Consider the following 17298-nt stretch of genomic DNA (forward strand, 5'->3'; position numbering starts at 1 on the left):
GGCTGCGGGGCATCTTTTGTGGTTAGGCTTAGTGATCTGAGGCCTGGGCTTCGCTGACCTCATGGTGCTTGCCCGGCCAGAAGGCGACGCGGCCGAAGAGCACCGTAATGGCAGGCACCAGGAACGGACGGACGACGAAGGTATCCAGCAGCACCCCGATTGCGGTGATAATGCCGAACTGCACCAGCACCTGAATCGGCAGGCTCGCCAATACAGCGAAGGTCCCGGCCAGGATGAGTCCGGCGGAGGTAATGACCGACCCGGTTTCGTTCACCCCTTCGGCAATTGCGCGTTTCAGCGGCATATGCTTACGCTTTTTCCAGATATTCGAGATCATGAAGATGTTGTAATCCTCCCCGAGCGCAACCAGGAAGACGAACGAATAGAGCGGAATAGCCCCTTGAATCGCATCTGCGCCGAGCACATAGTGGATAATGATCCAGCCGAGCCCCAGCGCCGAGAAGAACGACAGAATAACCGTCCCCACCAGATAAATGGTTGCTACCACGGATCTCAGATACGCCAGCAGCAGCAGGGTAATCAGGCCGATAACTACCGGGATAATCAGGTCGGTATCGCGTTCCCCCAGCTCCTTCGTATCATATTGGGTGGCCGTCTGGCCGCCGATCCAGACCTTGTCTTCCGGGTTCTGGATGCCCGACTCCGCCAAGGCCTGCTCCACGGTGGTCCGTAAAGCCGGTATATGATCCATCGCTTCCATGGAATACGGATTATCCTTGAATTCAATATCATATCCGGCAATCTTGGCGTTAACTGCCCCCGGCTGCGGGTCGGAGACTACATCTACATAAGACAGGCTGCCCAGCACGGACTTCAGATCCTCTCCGCCGGACAATCCTTCTGTATCCACCATCAGCTTGACGGGAGCCAGCTCGCCGGGGGAGAACTGCTCGCCGATCAGGGCGAAGCCCTCCCGCGACTCCATCGTCTTCGGGAAGGAGGACAGGATGTCATAAGTGAACTTGATGCCGCTGGAGAAGGAAGCCAGCACCCCGAGCAGCACCACCGTTACGCCGACAATTACCCACGGGCGGGAAACGACTAGGTGTCCGATCCCTTTGCGGCCCCGCGGCTTCGGCTGCGGCGCAGGCTTGCCCTTGGCCCGGGCACGCTCTGCTTCCATCTCCGGGGTCCGCGGCACGAACGGGAAGAACGAGGCCCGCCCGAAGATCGCCAGCAAGGCCGGCACCAGCGTAAGGCTGGCAACCCCCATAATGAGAATGGAGACGCTGAACGGTACGGCAAAGCGGTGATAGGCACCGTACTTTGCCAGCAGCAGGGCGAACAGGGCCAGAACAACAGTGAAGCCGCTCATCGCAATAGCCCCGGAGGAATGAGAGATCGCACTCAGCAGCGCACGTCCCTTGTTCTCCTCCACCTTCAGCATCTGGCGGAAGCGCGCGATCATGAACAGGCAATAGTCGGTTCCCGCCCCGAAGAGCAGCACGGTCATAATCGATACGGCCTGCGAATCCACCGTAATCCAGCCTTCTCTGGCCATCAGGCCGAGAACCGGGCTGGTTACGCCATAAGCAAAGCCAACCGCGACCAGCGGAATCAGGGCCAGAATCGGCGAGCGGTAGATCAGGAGCAGGAAGACCAGCACCAGAATCACCGTAGCAATCAGCAGCGACACATCGGCATTCTTGAACAGGCCGGTTGCATCGACCGAGATGCCGACAGGACCGGATATCCGCAGGCTTAAGTCACTGCTGTCCGGCTTTGCTGCTGAAGGATCAGTCCCGGTCTCTGTCCGGACCAGCTCCTTCAGGCTTTTTAGAGATTCGCCGAGCTGTTCACTGTCCGCACTCTTGTCGAACAGCACCGGCGTCACCAGGGTGCTTCTATCCTTCGACAAGGAAGCCTGCAGCGCCTGCGGCGGCACCTTCCCGAGTGGCGGAACGAAGTTCTGATGCTCCAGCGGCTGATGCTCCAGCTTGCTATATAGGGCTGTAATATGTACAAGATCCTCTTCAGTCATCCCGCCCCCGCGATGCCATACGAGCAATGCAGGAACCCCGCTTCCGGAAGGGAACTCCCTCTCAGCAACCACTGAACCCTGGACAGACGGGGCATTCTCCGGCAGGTTGGACGCATTGTTGGCCACCTGTGAGTTGACTGAAGGCCATAGCATAGTCAGCACACCTACCACTGCAATCCACACCAGCAGCGTAATCCATTTCGTCTTGCTTCCTGCTACCCATTTCCCGTAGCCTGACATCCTATTCATCCTTTCTCCCATCCGCCAGCCACCAAAATGAGCCGCGGGTCATTTTTATACCCCTATCATATCTATCACGAAAATTTTAAGCAAATCTTTTTTTGAAAACGCAGGCGGGTGGCTGATTGCAGCATTGATTTATGCCCAGCTTGCGACCTCGATTTCGCCCACTGACTTCAACCCCGCAGATGGAAATCTTGCAAATATTGCAACTTTGGCGTACAGATAACGTGATGTTCTAGGAGAATGCTGCACAGAATGCAGGAATTTTTATGAGTAACCGATGGATGGTACAGGATTGCTGACTTTTGTGCAACATTTTTGAATTTAGGCCAACTGGACGCGGGGAAAGCTGCAATTTGTGCAGGAAAAGTTGGCGGTGAGTTACCTGCACAACAAAAAGCGTCCATCCAGAGAATCATGAAGACTCTCCGCATGGACGCGGGCTAAGCTTGATTGTATGTTCTTATTCCGGATTAGCCTGCATCCGGCAGATCATCCCCGGAGAACTGGCTGTTGTACAGGTCGGCGTAGAAGCCGTCTGCCTCCAGCAGCTCCAGATGCGTCCCCTTCTCGATTACGCTGCCCTGGTTCATGACCAGGATCAGATCCGCATCGCGGATAGTGGACAGGCGGTGGGCGATGACGAAGCTGGTTCTTCCGTGCATCAGGGTGTTCATCGCCTTCTGAATCTGAACCTCCGTCCGGGTATCGACGCTGCTCGTCGCCTCATCAAGAATCAGAATGGACGGATCGGCCAGAATCGCCCGGGCAATGGTCAGCAGCTGCTTCTGCCCCTGCGAGATGTTGGACGCTTCCTCGTTCAGAATAGTGTCATAGCCGAGCGGCAGCGTGCGGATGAAGTGATCCGCATGCGCAGCCTTGGCGGCCCGCACCACATCGGCTTCCGTAGCCCCTTCGCGGCCATAAGCGATATTATCGCGGATCGTGCCGTTGAACAGCCAGGTATCCTGGAGCACCATCCCGAATTTGCTGCGCAGCTCGCTGCGCTTCATGTCGGTAATATTCACGCCGTCAATGACAATCTCCCCGCCGCTGATTTCGTAGAAGCGCATCAGCAGGTTAATCAGGGTGGTTTTACCGGCTCCGGTTGGCCCTACAATCGCAATGGTCTGTCCCGGGCTAACCTCAATGTTCATATCCTCAATCAGGAGTTCATCCGGCTTGTAGCCGAACTGCACATGGCGGAATTCCACAGCGCCCTCTTCGGCATCCGCCGGAGCCTTAGCCAGTGAGGTACCTACTTCAGGGGTTTCCTCTTCCTCATCCAGCAGCTCGAATACCCGCTCCGCCGAAGCGATGGTTGACTGAATAATGTTCGCAATGTTGGCAGTCTGCGTGATCGGCATAGTGAACTGGCGCGAGTACTGGATGAAGGCCTGGATGTCGCCGACGTCGATTGCTTTTTTGGTCACGAAGATCCCGCCGACCACACAGACCAGCACATAGCCAAGGTTCCCGATGAACATCATCAGCGGCATAATAATCCCGGAGATGAACTGGGCTCTCCATCCGGAGTTGTACAGGTCGTCATTGATGGTGTCAAAGTCCTTCAGGGAATGCTTCTCGCGTCCGAAGGCTTTGATAATCCGGTGTCCGGTGTACATCTCCTCGACATGCCCGTTCAACTGGCCGAGCGATCTCTGCTGGCCGATGAAGTAGGTCTGTGAACGCTTGGTAATCATCATAATGACCACGAAGCTCAGCGGCAGCGTAACGATTGTAATCAGCGTCAGCCACGGACTGATTGTCAGCATCATGACAATGACCCCGATGATCGTAACAATCGATGTAATCAGCTGGGTCAAGCTCTGCTGGAGGGTCGTACTGATATTGTCCACATCATTGGTCGCCCGGCTGAGAATCTCCCCGTGGGTCCGGGAGTCGAAATATTTCAGCGGCAGCCGCTCCAGCTTGCTGTTGATCTGCTCGCGCATATCATATACAACCTTCTGGGCTACCCCGGCCATGACGTACTGCTGGATATAACTGAATAATGCGCTGAACAGGTACAAGCCGGCCAGAAGAATCAGAATATCATTCACATAGCCAAAATCAATCTCCGCCCCGGGCACACCCATCATTTTGCCATAAGCGCCTTCAAACAGCTTCGTAGTGGCCTTCCCCATAACCTTGGGGCTGAAGATACTGAATACCGTACTGGCAATCGCCATTGCGAAGACCAGGATCAGCTGGACCTGGCGCGGACGCAGGTACCGGACCAGGCGGCGCAGGGTTCCCTTGAAGTCCTTCGCCTTCTCGGCAGGCATACTCATCCCGGGACCTCCGCCGCCGAATCCGCCGTGTCTGCGGGGCGGCTGCTTCATCGCTTTATTTTGCTCACTCATGCTATTTCCTCCTCTGACAGCTGCGAGGATACGATCTCGCGGTACACCTCATTGTGGTCCAGCAGCTCCCGGTGCGTGCCCATGCCTACCACTTGGCCTTCATCCAGCACAATAATCCGGTCGGCATCCATAACGGTGCTTACGCGCTGTGCGACAATCAGGACCGTGGATTCGGTGGTCTCCTCCTTGAGTGCTGCACGCAGCTTGGCGTCAGTCTTGAAGTCCAGCGCCGAGAAGCTGTCGTCGAACAGGTAGACCTCCGGCTTGCGGACGAGTGCACGGGCAATCGACAGACGCTGCTTCTGGCCGCCGGAGACATTGCCGCCACCCTGGGAGATCGGCGACTCGAAGCCGTCCTTCATTGCGGAGACGAAGTCATAAGCCTGGGCCACCTTGGCAGCATGAATGATTTCTTCCTCTGTGGCATCCTCTTTTCCGTACCGGATATTCTCGTTGATGGTGCCTGTGAACAGCACGGCTTTTTGCGGGACATAACCGATCTTGCTCCGCAGCTCTTCCTGCGTCATCTGGCGCACATCTACACCGTTGACCCGGACGGCACCTTCGACGGCATCGTAGAATCTCGGGATCATATTCAGCAGTGTGGACTTGCCTGATCCGGTTCCGCCGATAATCGCGGTGATCTCACCGGGGCGTGCGCTGAAGCTGACTCCCGACAACGCCGGCTGTTCAGCACCCGGATAAGAGAAGGATACATTGTCGAACTCCACATAGCCGTGCATCCCGTTGCTGCCTTGGGCCGAGGCAGGGGCTGCCGGATCTTCGATCTCAGGCTGCATATCAAGCACCTCATTGATGCGCAGCGCGGAGGCGGAGGCTCTCGGAATCAGTACGAACATCATCGAGACCATAATCAGGGAGAACATGATCTGCATCGCATATTGAATGAAGGCCATCAGAGAGCCTACCTGCAGATTCCCGTCGCCGATACGGATTCCGCCGTAATACAGAATGGCAATCATCGAGAAGTTCATAATGATCATCATCATCGGCATCAGCCCGGCCATTATCTTATTGACTTTGATGGCAGTGTCGGTCAGGTCACGGTTAGCCGCACTGAACCGCCGGTTCTCATGCTCAATACGGTTAAACGAGCGGATGACGCGGATACCGGTCAGATGCTCGCGCAGCACAAGGTTCAATTTATCCAGCTTAATCTGGATCGCCTTGAACAGCGGAAGGCCCTTCGAGCCGATCAGTACAATGGCCCCGATCAGCAGCGGGAGAACGACCACGAAGATCAGCGACAGCTTCGCATCCTCCGACACCGCCATAATAATCCCGCCGATCATCATCATCGGAGCTCCCACCATCATGCGGAGCATCATCGTCAGTACGGTCTGAACCTGTGTAATATCATTGGTGGTGCGGGTAATCAGTGAAGCCGTGCCCACCTTGTCGAATTCATGAAGAGTGAAGTTCTCTACATGATTGAACATCCGCGAGCGGGTATTCTTGCCGAAGCCTGCCGCCACTCTGGCTGACAGATAACTGGCAATAATGGAGCACGCTACACCCCCGGCCGCAACCAGCAGCATGAAGCCACCGATTCTCCAGATGTAAGACTGATCGCCTTCCACGATCCCCTTGTCGATGATGTCGCTCATGAGGGTCGGAAGATACAGATCGCCCATGGACTGAAGAAATACAAGAATCAGCACACCAGCGATGGCCAGGCGGAAGGGCTTCAGTTGTTTCAGTAATTTAATCATGCTTCTCATCTCCGTTCATTTGTAGCCGGTCCAGATTGGGCGGGGGATTATTCTCCATGAAGGTATAGACCTTAAGCAGCAGTTCAGCCAGTTGATCCGACTCTTCCTCGCCTAAATACTCCACCATTCTTTTCAGAGTGGCGTTCATATGGTCCCTGCCTTTGCGGGTAATAATTTTGCCCTGTTTGGTTAACCTGATACGGACCACCCTCCGGTCGGAGGGATCAGGCTGACGTTCAACCAGTTCTTTGGCTTCCAGACTATTGATCAGCTGGGTAACCGTTGGCGGGGTAAGTCCCAGATACCGGCTGATCTCGGATACCTTCAGCCCCTGCTCTGCAGATGGAGCCGACCGGGCAATACAGACCAGCAGAGTCATCTCACTGGGCTTATGCCCCTCCACCGAATGGTGATGCCAAGGCCCCTTGCGCAGCTTACGCAGAGCATAGAAAAGCTTCTGCCCGACTGTATTTTCCCCTTCGCCATTTATCCCAATGCACTCACCTCTTATTGTTAGGTCATCAAATAATTAAATACTGTATTAATTAGGCTACCTAATTATATTTTCCGCCCGGTACTTTGTCAATTCTTGAATACGCCATCAATTTTTACAGATTGAAGAACTCCCATCCGGAAGCCGCCTCCACGCACAAACACTCCCGCAGCCGCAAGGCCGGGGAGTGCTCTGTACATCTGTAATAAGTATAGGCGGTTGCTGCGGGCAACAGGGCGAGGCGCATTGCGCCAGGCCTCCGCTTAGAATTCCACTCCGTGTTCAAGGGTGGTTAATCCTTTTCCTGTAGACTTCTGAACGGCTCCTGTACCGGCAAAAACCAGGCTAAACAATACCAAAACGCTGGCCGTCATCAACAGTGATTTCTTCATGCTGTCTCACCTCCCTAATCAGTTCACGGTACGCGTTCTGCTGCGCGGCAGAGGCATAATCTCTATTCACCTCAAACAGGGTTACACAATCAATGAAGTCCTTGCCGCTGTTCAGCCGGATGGTCAGGCGCAGGCAATGGATAATATAGTCGATCCCCCTGGGGCACTGGTTGCGGGAGATATAATAAACGGCTATCTGATAGTAGAGACGGTACAGGCGGTCCACATTAATGGTGTCCTGGAACTGTTCAAAGCGCAGCATCTCTCTGGAAAAGCGCGCAATCACCGCATCGGCGGAGAAGCCGAACCGGTTGGCCGACTCCATAATGATCACCATGCCGGACAGAATCTCGCCGGGATTCTCGGACAGGAACGCCAGATAGGAGGGCAGCACCGAGGTGTTGCCCATCAGCATCTCCAGCGTGAAGCCGTTGGCAACAGCGAACAGCTTGAAGCTCTCCACACTGCTGCGCCCCTCATCGTCCATCAGCTCGAACCAGCTCAGATCGGCATAGCCGGCGGTATACCGCTTGGCCTGCTCATACTCCCCCTGCTTGGTCAGCGCCGAAGCCTTGAGCAGATACCCGTGCCCGTAATAGACCACCAGCGGGCGCTCCGCCCGGAAGGGCTCTGACCGCCTCCCCTTGCTGCGCCGCAGCTCCTCGCGGTAGATGCCGCTGGCCAGTGCCCGCAGCTCATCGGCGAATTGCTCCACATCCTTCCAGCGGTGCAGAGAGAAGCATATCTTAGCCAGCTTGAGTAGGCCGTCCAGCTGCATCTCTTCCGGCAGCAGCCCGCGGTATGGCTCGAAGCTGATTACGGCCCGCAGCGTCTGCTCCTTGTCCACATCGGGGGTGGACTGCAGGGACTTGAAGATGCGGTACTTGCTGATCGCCATCCGCTCGGAGGAGCCGTCCGGCTCATTCTCAACGATTAATTGGTAGAATATAATAGATTCCTGTACCTTGCCGCTGCTGAACAGCCGCTCGGCCACCCGGTAGATGATATCCAGCGGACGCGGATACTCCAAAAGACGGCTCAGGACCTCTTCAATACATTGCACCTTGCCCATCTCAGCACATTTGACCAGGAATGGCTCGATCCGCCGGCGGGATACCCGTTCATCGGTGAAGCATTCCTCTACATACAGCGGATACAGCCAGCCTTCAGGGAAGCCGAAGGCGCGGGTCATCGCATCAAGCTGTCCCAGGGAGATCGGCTTCGCCGGATTTCCGTGCAGAATAGCACTGAGACTCCCGCGGTTCAGGCCGGAAATCTTGGCAAAGGAGGCAAGATTATGGCCCGAGCGCGACAGATGCTTCTCGATTTCCGATCGTATAGTTGTCAGCTTCGGCTCCACCCGTTACCTCCTTAATCCATCCATCAGGTTATACTTCTATTAATTCCCATTATAGGACATGGCTATGGAAAGCACAACAAAATGGCCCTACATTATGCAGGGCCTGCGGTCCAAACAGCGTTTGGGATATAAATATAAGCTAGACTACTGCTGCAAAGCTGCCTTATTCCTGATCCGCTTGCTCTTGCCATAGGGCACGGCTCCGGCCTTGCGGCTGCGCAGGCTCTCCATCATCAGATTCTGGGCCATCACAATATATCCGTCCAGCCGCTGGCTAAGCTCCAGAACCACATGATCGCTAAAACTGCGTTCCTGGGCAACCTCCAACAGCTCGCTTCTTAAGTTCTCTATAGTAAGGAACAGCTCATCTTCTCTGTAATCCTGGGCTTTGGCCTCAGTAGAATGGGGGTAAAGGTTCACGGTTACTCACCTTCTCTCTATCAACTTCTACCCTATCATAAATCATGATGCCAAAAAACAAAATTTGCAAAAAAAGAAAAAAATGTCGGCAGAAGCATGAATCCTCTCTTTTATTTATACCCCGAGCACCTTCATCGCAAAGGCGATCCACTCCCTCGCCGCAAAGGACAGGTAGCGGTCTCTGCGCCAGATCATGCCGAGCTGCCAGGGAATGACCGGCTCGGTCAGGGGGATGACTGCGATCCGCGAGCGGTCAACCTCCTGGCAGATGGTCTCCGGCAGCAGCGCGATGCCCATGCCCGCCGCAACCATCCGGCTGATAAGATCCCACTGTGAGCTCTCATAGACCACCCTGGGCTGGAAGCCCGCCTTCACACATTCCGAGATGATGCGGTCATGCAGGGCGAAGTCCTCACGGAACAGCACGAATTCCTCCTCCGCCAGCTCCTTCAGCCTGACCTGCTGCGCCCCGTCCAGTCGGTGGCCTGCGGGAACCAGCAGCTCCAGCTTCTCCTCCACGAAGGTGAAGCAGTGGAACCGGGCCGCATCCACCGGCAGCACAATCGCTCCGATGTCGAGCAGGCCGGACTCTACATCATCCTCGACTTTTTTGGCCCCGTCTTCATGCAGCCGGATCGTCACATCGGGATACTTCCGGTGGAATTCCCCGATTACCGCCGGGAAGAAGCTCGCCCCCACCATCGGCGGCAGTCCGATGCGGATATGCCCCCGCTTCAGATTCCGCAGACTGTCCAGCTCGGAGGAGAGGCTGGCGAACGATTCAACAATATTCTGCGCCTTGACGAGCAGCAGCTCTCCGGCATCCGTCAGGCGGATGCTTTTGCCCTCACGGTAGAACAGGTCTGCGCCAAGCTCCAGCTCCAGATTGCGGATCATCTTACTGATTGTCGGCTGGGTGATATACAGTGATTCTGCGGCCCGGGAGAAGCTGTTCAGCCTGGCGGCCTGCACGAAGTACTCCAGTTGTCGGATCTCCATAATTTACCCTCCAATATATAGACACAAGGAATGTGAGATATTCAATCTATTCATTGTACCTATGAAAGAAATAGATGTAAACTTTCAGTAAGATGAAAGGAGGGATTCCTGATGAGAAAGATTGCCTTAAGCCTGCTGCAGGTTGCCGGGCTTACCGTATTCTCGCTGCTGATTAACCTGTTGACCGCCAGCCTGCATATTCCGCTGCCCGGCAGCATCATTGGGATGATTGTATTATTTATACTGCTGGAGTCCGGCGTGGTCCGCCTGAATTGGGTGGAGGCAGGCGCTTCCTGGCTGCTGGCCGAGCTGCTGCTGTTCTTCATTCCCTCTGCAATCGGCGTGATGAAATACTCCACCCTGCTTGAGGCCGACGGCCTGCAGGTGCTGGCTGTGGTGCTTGTGGGAACCTTTGCCGTCATGGCCAGCTCGGGCCTGCTGACAGGCGCTATCTATAAAGTGAAGGAGCGTAAAAGCTCATGACAACCGGACTGTTATTCCTGGGACTGACGATCGGCGTATATCTTCTGACCAAGCGGATTTATGCTGCCACTGGCAAAATGTATATGTCCCCGCTCATTATTACTCCCCTGCTGATCATCGCCTTCCTGCTGATGACGGGCAGCTCTTACGAATCCTATAATGCAGGCGGCAAATGGCTGTCCGACCTGCTTCAGCCGGCAACCATCGCCTTTGCTATCCCGCTGCACAAGAACTTCAAGGTGCTCAAAAAGCACGCCGCCGAAATTGCGGCAGGCGTGCTGTCAGGAACGGTTACGGCGGTGCTGTCCTCCATGCTGCTGGCCAAGTGGCTGCACTTAAGCGGCGATCTGGCGACCAGCCTGGTTCCGCGCTCCGTGACGACACCGATCGCCATGAGCATCTCGCAGAGCATCGGCGGCGTACCCAGCATTACCGCAGTCTTCGTCATCCTGACCGGTGTACTGGGAACGATGATGGGCCCTACCGTGCTGCGTCTCTTCCGGATTGAGAATGAAATCGCGCGCGGCGTGTCGCTCGGAACGGCAGCGCATGGTACCGGCACCTCCAAGGCCTTCGAGCTCAGCTCGCTGACCGGCACCATCTCCAGCATCTCGATGATTCTGGCCGCGCTGTTCTCGATCGGGCTGGCCCCGGCGCTGCTCGCCGTATTTATTCACTAACGAGGCTCCCGGCCGGACCCTTGAGGCCTACAGCTTCACAGGCGATCCGCTCTTGGAGGACTCATAGGCCGCGCAGGTGACCTTCAGCGTCTTGTACCCGTCCTCATAATCGCTGAGAATCCGGGAGCGGTCCCCGGTACGGACCGCGTGCAGGAAGGCCTCGCTCTCTGCCGCATACGGGTTGCCCGTATTCTTATATTCCTTGCTGTCCCCGCTGCGGACCTCAAGCAACCGCTCCGGGCTCCAGTCCAGCAGCCCGTTGTCATTATAGAAGCTGATGCCGGTCTTGCCGACCTCGCCCGGCAGCACACAGGTATTGGAGATACTCGCAATTACCCCGCTCGCCAGCTTCAGCGATACCGTGCCCACATCAGATACGGTCACCCCTTCATGCTTCTCGTGCATAATCCGGTTACCGAACATGCCGTAAACCTCGGTAACTTCCCCGGCCAGATACCGCAGCAGGTCCACGATATGTGTCGTCTGCTCCGTGAACTGCCCGCCGGACTGCTCCTGATTGCGCCACCAGGCTACGCCGGGCATTCCGCCCATCCATTCCCCGGTGATCATTCCGACCTTGTCCCCGGAGAGCAGCTGCTTCAGCCGCTGGGTATTCTCCTGGTAGCGGAAGTGATAGCCTACCGAGGTCAGCAGGTTATGCGCTTTGATATCCTCCAGCAGACTGGCAGGAATCATGGTGCTCGAGCCAAGCGGCTTCTCTACGAAGAAGGGAATGTCCCGGCGGATCAGCGACCGCTCAATTGCCCCATGCGACTGGGGAGGCACACAGATGTAGACGGCATCCAGCTTGTGGCTGTCCAGCATCTCGGTAATCTCGCCGTAGCCCTCCGCTCCGTAAGGACGGGCCATCTCCTCCCCCTTCGCCCGGCTGCTGCCGCAGACCGCCTTCAGCGATACATCCTCCATGCCTGCCAGCAGATCCGCATGTACCTTGGAGAACCAGCCGGTTCCCACGATTCCGATGTTAAGCGTCATATTACTACCTCCTGTGTCCTGTGTATTCTTGCTGCAAGCCTTATTCGTTGATTATACCCGCATTAGCCCAGGACCGAATAGTCCCGCCACTCCTCAGGGAGCAGCTGCCGGTAGCCCGTCTGCAGGAAGCGGTCATCCGCAAGAATAATGACACCGTGGTCCTCCTCGCTGCGGATCAGCCGGCCTCCAGCCTGCCGGACCTTGCACATTCCCGGATAGACGTAAGCATAATCGAAGCCGTTCCTGCCCTGTGCCTGGAAGTAGCTCCGCAGCAGATTGCGTTCCAGCCCCACCTGCGGCAGGCCGACCCCGACGACCATTACCCCGTTCAGCCGGTCACCCGGAAGATCCACCCCTTCGGAGAAAATGCCGCCCAGCACGGCAAAACCCAGCAGCGTCTCCGGGTTGTCCGGCGAGAACGCCGCCAGGAACTCCTCCCGCTCCGTCTCGCTCATTCCGCTGCCCTGCAGCAGCGTGCGGACCTGCGGGTAACTCTCCGTAAACACCTCATAGACATTCTTCAGATACAGGTACGAAGGGAAGAAGACCAGGTAGTTCCCCTTCTTCGCGGCCATGCCCATCAGCGCATCGCTGAGCGGCTTCAGAGAAGCCTCACGGTCATGATACCGGGTGGATACGGGAAGAACCGACACCTGCCACTGCTCCTTATGAAAAGGCGACGGCAGGCTCAGACTGTAGTCATCCTCCTCCGCCCCGATCATATCCCTGTAATAATGGAGCGGCGAGAGGGTGGCCGAGAACAGAATCTGGCTGCGGAAGCTCTTCGCCATCTGCTGCAGCAGATGCGAAGGATCGAGATTGAACAGCTTCAGGAATACATCGCCGCCGCTTACCTCGGCATAAGTGATATAGCGTTCATCATAGGTCCGGAAGGTGCGCAGCATCGCCTGGACGGCGTAAAAGGTATCGAGCAGGCTGTCCTCTCCCGCCCCCTCCGCCTGCGGCGGGAGGAGCGGAGCAGAGGAATGCAGCAGCTCCTGCTCCGCCTCAGCAGAGAACTGCTCCAGCAGCTCCGGCAGCTCCGCAGGATAGGCCTTCCACTCCCCCGCCTTGCGGTCGCCGCAGCTCTTGCGCAGCGCGATGAAGAAGGCGTTCACCGCCTTGGCCGCAGCGCTGAGCCGCGGATTCACCGTCTTGAACTGCCGCTGCAGTGCCAGGAACGGGGCCTTTGTCAGCGAGGCGGAATACATCTCCCGTCCCCGGTCCACCAGATTATGCGCTTCATCCACCAGCAGCACCGTATGCTTCTTCCGTTCCTCAGACATCCGCTTCAGGCTGATCCGCGGATCATAGATATAATTGTAATCGCAGATGACCACATCGCAGGCATAGGCAGCATCCAGCGAGAATTCAAACGGGCAGACCTCATGCTTGCGGGCATAGGCGGCTATGGTCTCACGCGTCATCAGCGTCTCATGCTCCAGCATATCGAGCAGCGCGCCATTGATCCGGTCATAATAGCCTTCGGCATACGGGCAGGACTCCAGGCTGCAGAGGCCCTCCTCCCGGAAGCAGGCCTTCTCCTTAGCCGTCAGCGCAATAACATGCAGATGCAGTCCCCGGCTGTTCAGCACCGCCAATGCCTCCTGCGCCGCGATCCGTGTAACCGTCTTGGCCGTCAGATAGAAGATGCCGGCCGCTTTGCCCTCACCCAGCGCTTTGACTGCCGGGAACAGGGTGGACATGGTCTTGCCGATGCCTGTAGGGGCCTGGGCGTAAAGATTGGCCCCCTCGGCGATTGCGGTGTATACTGCGGCAGCGAAATGCCGCTGGCCTTCCCGGTAGGCCGGGAACGGAAATGCCAAACCGGGAATACTCTCTCCCCGCTTCGCTCTATACCGGAACATCATCTCAGCATACGGTACATACCGGTCCACAGCCACTTCGGCGAAAGCCGCCAGCGCTTCACGGCTCATCTCCCGGTACAGGCTGTGCTGCGCTCCGCCTCCCCGCTGCACATAGGTGAGCTTCACCTTAATGGCGGGAAGCTCCAGATCGCTCACAAGCATGTAGGCATACATATACGCCTGTGCCCAGTGCACCTCCTTGCCCTCAAGCGAAGCATCCGGCGCCCCGGCTATGGACTTGATCTCCTCTACCGTCAGGCTGCCGTCCTCCCCGGTCAGCAGACCATCGCAGCGGCCGTCAATCACGAACAGCAGCTCTCCCCGGCGCAGCTCCGTTTTAAGGTAGACCTCCTTCCGGTCGCCCTCCTTATATTGCTTCTGAATCAGCTGATGGCTGCGCGTTCCCTCCGCCATCGCCGTCCCGCTGCGGAAGCCGGGCTCCAGACTGCCGCTGCTGAAGGCATATTCCACCAGCGCCCTCACGGACAGGGCAATTTCCGTATACTCCATAGGAGTCACCTCCAACAATTACCGGATCATTTTATGGCGATTAACCGATATTCATCCTTTACCCGCGGTATTCCGCTGCCTGAGGGAAATACATGCGGCATAGTTCTTATATAGCGGGTTTTACGCACGCTTCAGAGCGTATACGGCAGGTTCTGATTTTTGACATTCCCTGCCTGACATTGCATAATAAATTTTATTGATAATGGAATTTTTATGTCCTCTTTAGAAAGAAGGCGAAGCTGTGTCATCCGTAACCTTGAAGCGATGGTTGCTGAAGCCATTTGTATTCTTTTCCATTCTGTTTCTGTTCAAGAGCCTGTTGGCCTGGGGTGTCATCTTTGATGATATGCAATTCTGGAAATCGATTCTGACGGAGCTGCCGTTCGTCTGGGCGCTGTTCTTCCTGATTGAGCGCTTCGCGTCAAGACGGAAGCTCGGCTATTACATGACCGTGAATTTGTTGGTGACGGCGATCTTTTTTGCCGCGATTATGTATTTCAAATATTACGGGGTTATCGTCACTTACCATGCGGCAGAGCAGGTGAACCAGGTGACCGCCGTCAAGAACAGCGTATTCTCCCTGATGGACCCGTATTATCTGCTGATCTTCACCGATATTATCGTGCTTGGCTTCTATTTCTTCATTAACAAGAACGGGCGCAATTATAAGAAGGATAAGATCAACCGGCCGAACGGCCGGGCGCTGCATGTTGTACTGTTCGCGGTATCGCTCGGACTCTGCCTGTTCAATATTCTTCCGAATAAGGCCAGCATGAACGAGATCAAGAAGGCCCAGGAGATGGGCATCCTTAATTATGAAGCATATACGATCTTTGCTCAAGACCGGACAGAGCTGGTGCAGGCCAGTGAGATCACCCAGGACAGTATCAACCAGCTCAAGGGTATTGATCCCTCAGCCGTCTCACCTTATGCCGGTGCTGCGAGGAATAAGAATCTGATTGTCATCCAGCTGGAATCATTCCAGAGCTTCCTGCTCGGCCTGAAGCTGGACGGCCAGGAGATCACCCCTAACCTGAACCGCCTGATGGAGGACAGTGTATACTTCAACAACTTCTATCAGATGGTCGGCCAGGGCAATACCTCTGACGCGGAATTCGTAGTCAACTCGTCATTCTACATTCCTCCGCAGGGTGCAGCGACCATGTCCTATGTCGACAAGAAGCTGCCGAGCCTGCCCCGTCTGCTTCAGGCCAGCGGCTATCAGACTGCCACCTTCCATACGAATGTGGTGGAATTCTGGAACCGCGGGGAATTGTACAGCGCGCTGGGCTTCGAGAAGTATTATGACCATGAGTTCTTCAAGGATGAGGATGCCTTCTTCTTCGGCGCCTCCGATGAGGTGCTCTACCGCAAAACCGCCGGCAAACTGAAGGAGATGAATGCAGCCGGCCAGCCGTTCTACGCTCAGGTAATCTCCATGTCTGCACACCATCCGTTCACGATTCCTGCCGAGAAGTACAAGATGAAGCTGCCGGAGCGGTATGAAGGCACGTTCGTAGGGGATTATATCCGTTCGCAGAATTATGCGGACTATGCCTTCGGCCAATTCGTGGATGAACTGAAGGCGGATGGCCTGTGGGAGAACAGCCTGATTATGGTCTACGGCGATCATATGGGGCTGCCAATCTACTCGCTTGACCATGATGACAAGCAATTAATGAAGGAAATCTACGGCCATGATTACAGCTATGCCGATATGCTCAATATTCCGCTGCTGATTCATAGCGAGGGCGTCCTTGCTCCGCAGAAGCTGGAGCAGGTAGGCGGAGAAGTAGATATCCTGCCGACCGCCGCCAGTCTGCTGGGTGTACCGGTGGATCATCAGATTCATTTCGGCCAGGATCTGCTAAGCCAGTCCTATAATCTGCTGCCGCAGCGTTATTACCTGCCGACCGGCTCCTTCATTTCCAGCTCGGCGCTGCTGATTCCCGGCAACAGCTTCGAGGATCATACACAGTATAAGCTGGCTGCCGGAGGGCGTGCTCCAGCCGGTACCGAGGATGAATACAGCCGCGCGCTGCGGCTGCGCCAGCTGTCGGACAGCTACATTACCCAGCTGCCGGCCAAAGCACCGGAAGCGAAGTAATCGGCAGCCGGACCATAGTCTAAATGCAAATAAGCCAGCCCTTAAGGGCTGGCTTATTATTATATATGCACAGGTTAGCTTAGCGCTCCTGGTTCTCCAGCATGAGGAAATAACGGGCGAATTTCTCCAGCTCTGCCGGCTCCAGAATGGACAGATGCTCCTGCAGCTGCAGCAGGGAACGGTGCTGCGCTTCCTCCAGAACGCCCTGCCCTTTATCGGTTATAGTAACAAGCACAGCTCTGCGGTCATTCTCGTCCGGTACCCGGGTAATCAGCTCCAGCAGCTCCAGACGGTCGAGCATGACAGTGACTGCACTGGATTTGACCTCCAGCTTCTCAGCCAGCTGAATGACTCTCGCCTGCTTCTCCTGAGAGATCATCTGCAGCAGCCCAAACTGCGGTACCGTCAGCCCCAGCTCCTTATGCAGCGACATCTGTGACATGATTCTGCGCTGAACCCTCCACATGGATAAGCCTACACGTTCGATCAGCGGATTAATTTCTTGTGACATTCCTTCAGCTCCCGGCCTGTTCATTCTGTTTCAAGCGTACCATTATCCAAGCAACACATTCAATAGATTTGTATTTCATTAACGCCAAAAGGCCTGGTTTTGCAGTGATATTTCATACATTATCCACTTTTTTTC

Annotated in this window: 13 protein-coding genes; 3 read left to right on the forward strand and 10 right to left on the reverse strand. The window is 55.8% G+C overall.

The window, feature by feature from the left end; all coding sequences use genetic code 11:
• Nucleotides 1-28: 28 nt before the first annotated feature.
• From K1558_RS09405 to cidR, 7 genes are all read right to left on the reverse strand, one after another.
• Nucleotides 29-2251 carry an MMPL family transporter gene (locus K1558_RS09405; RefSeq protein WP_238651271.1) on the reverse strand — a complete coding sequence of 741 codons (2223 nt, stop codon included), beginning with the start codon at nt 2249-2251 and terminating at the stop codon, nt 29-31.
• 467 nt (nt 2252-2718) lie between these two features.
• On the reverse strand, nt 2719-4611 hold the full coding sequence (locus tag K1558_RS09410) for an ABC transporter ATP-binding protein (RefSeq protein ID WP_238651272.1): 1893 nt from the start codon (nt 4609-4611) through the stop codon (nt 2719-2721).
• Entirely contained in the window at nt 4608-6344 is a 1737-nt protein-coding gene (locus K1558_RS09415) for an ABC transporter ATP-binding protein (protein ID WP_238651274.1), read from the reverse strand. Before K1558_RS09415 ends, K1558_RS09410 begins: the two co-directional genes overlap by 4 nt.
• Nucleotides 6337-6723: a MarR family winged helix-turn-helix transcriptional regulator gene (locus K1558_RS09420; protein WP_238651275.1), complete on the reverse strand. Its 387-nt coding sequence runs from the start codon at nt 6721-6723 to the stop codon at nt 6337-6339. The genes K1558_RS09415 and K1558_RS09420 overlap by 8 nt, the downstream gene beginning before the upstream one ends.
• 459 nt (nt 6724-7182) lie before the next feature.
• Entirely contained in the window at nt 7183-8589 is a 1407-nt protein-coding gene (locus K1558_RS09425) for a DNA-binding protein (protein WP_238651276.1), read from the reverse strand.
• Nucleotides 8590-8733: 144 nt separating this feature from the next.
• The gene (locus tag K1558_RS09430) at nt 8734-9009 is read right to left on the reverse strand and encodes an aspartyl-phosphate phosphatase Spo0E family protein (protein WP_238651277.1); all 276 of its coding nucleotides are present in this window, start codon (nt 9007-9009) and stop codon (nt 8734-8736) included.
• A gap of 114 nt (nt 9010-9123) precedes the next feature.
• Nucleotides 9124-10008: a cidABC operon transcriptional activator CidR gene (gene cidR / locus K1558_RS09435; RefSeq protein ID WP_238651278.1), complete on the reverse strand. Its 885-nt coding sequence runs from the start codon at nt 10006-10008 to the stop codon at nt 9124-9126.
• 111 nt (nt 10009-10119) lie between these two features.
• On the opposite strand from cidR, the gene K1558_RS09440 reads away from it, so the two are divergent.
• The gene (locus K1558_RS09440; protein ID WP_238651279.1) at nt 10120-10491 is read left to right on the forward strand and encodes a CidA/LrgA family protein; all 372 of its coding nucleotides are present in this window, start codon (nt 10120-10122) and stop codon (nt 10489-10491) included.
• Nucleotides 10488-11171 (forward strand): CidB/LrgB family autolysis modulator, encoded by a 684-nt coding sequence (locus tag K1558_RS09445; protein WP_238651280.1) that lies wholly within the window; start codon nt 10488-10490, stop codon nt 11169-11171. Before K1558_RS09440 ends, K1558_RS09445 begins: the two co-directional genes overlap by 4 nt.
• Before the next feature lie 27 nt (nt 11172-11198).
• Here the strand turns inward: K1558_RS09445 and K1558_RS09450 are convergent, their stop codons facing one another.
• Both K1558_RS09450 and K1558_RS09455 read right to left on the reverse strand, forming a co-directional pair.
• Nucleotides 11199-12167, reverse strand: a complete 969-nt coding sequence (locus tag K1558_RS09450; RefSeq protein ID WP_238651282.1) for a Gfo/Idh/MocA family protein — start codon at nt 12165-12167, stop codon at nt 11199-11201.
• 62 nt (nt 12168-12229) lie between these two features.
• Nucleotides 12230-14545: an ATP-dependent DNA helicase gene (locus K1558_RS09455; RefSeq protein WP_238651283.1), complete on the reverse strand. Its 2316-nt coding sequence runs from the start codon at nt 14543-14545 to the stop codon at nt 12230-12232.
• Nucleotides 14546-14786: 241 nt separating this feature from the next.
• On the opposite strand from K1558_RS09455, the gene K1558_RS09460 reads away from it, so the two are divergent.
• Nucleotides 14787-16652, forward strand: a complete 1866-nt coding sequence (locus tag K1558_RS09460) for an LTA synthase family protein (RefSeq protein ID WP_238651284.1) — start codon at nt 14787-14789, stop codon at nt 16650-16652.
• A 79-nt stretch (nt 16653-16731) separates the two neighbouring features.
• Here K1558_RS09460 and K1558_RS09465 read toward each other — a convergent pair whose 3' ends face one another.
• Nucleotides 16732-17163 (reverse strand): MarR family winged helix-turn-helix transcriptional regulator, encoded by a 432-nt coding sequence (locus K1558_RS09465; RefSeq protein ID WP_238651285.1) that lies wholly within the window; start codon nt 17161-17163, stop codon nt 16732-16734.
• Between the last annotated feature and the right edge of the window lie 135 nt (nt 17164-17298).

The organism is Paenibacillus piscarius (assembly GCF_022234545.1).
GTDB lineage: Bacteria > Bacillota > Bacilli > Paenibacillales > Paenibacillaceae > Paenibacillus_AQ > Paenibacillus_AQ piscarius.

Excerpts from the sequence above, each read along its gene's own strand:
- K1558_RS09405 (WP_238651271.1), bottom strand. The coding sequence starts at position 2,251 with ATGAATAGGATGTCAGGCTACGGGAAATGGGTAGCAGGAAGCAAGACG.
- K1558_RS09410 (WP_238651272.1), bottom strand. The coding sequence starts at position 4,611 with ATGAGTGAGCAAAATAAAGCGATGAAGCAGCCGCCCCGCAGACACGGC.
- K1558_RS09415 (WP_238651274.1), bottom strand. The coding sequence starts at position 6,344 with ATGATTAAATTACTGAAACAACTGAAGCCCTTCCGCCTGGCCATCGCT.
- K1558_RS09420 (WP_238651275.1), bottom strand. The coding sequence starts at position 6,723 with ATGACTCTGCTGGTCTGTATTGCCCGGTCGGCTCCATCTGCAGAGCAG.
- cidR (WP_238651278.1), bottom strand. The coding sequence starts at position 10,008 with ATGGAGATCCGACAACTGGAGTACTTCGTGCAGGCCGCCAGGCTGAAC.
- K1558_RS09440 (WP_238651279.1), top strand. The coding sequence starts at position 10,120 with ATGAGAAAGATTGCCTTAAGCCTGCTGCAGGTTGCCGGGCTTACCGTA.
- K1558_RS09445 (WP_238651280.1), top strand. The coding sequence starts at position 10,488 with ATGACAACCGGACTGTTATTCCTGGGACTGACGATCGGCGTATATCTT.
- K1558_RS09450 (WP_238651282.1), bottom strand. The coding sequence starts at position 12,167 with ATGACGCTTAACATCGGAATCGTGGGAACCGGCTGGTTCTCCAAGGTA.
- K1558_RS09455 (WP_238651283.1), bottom strand. The coding sequence starts at position 14,545 with ATGGAGTATACGGAAATTGCCCTGTCCGTGAGGGCGCTGGTGGAATAT.
- K1558_RS09465 (WP_238651285.1), bottom strand. The coding sequence starts at position 17,163 with ATGTCACAAGAAATTAATCCGCTGATCGAACGTGTAGGCTTATCCATG.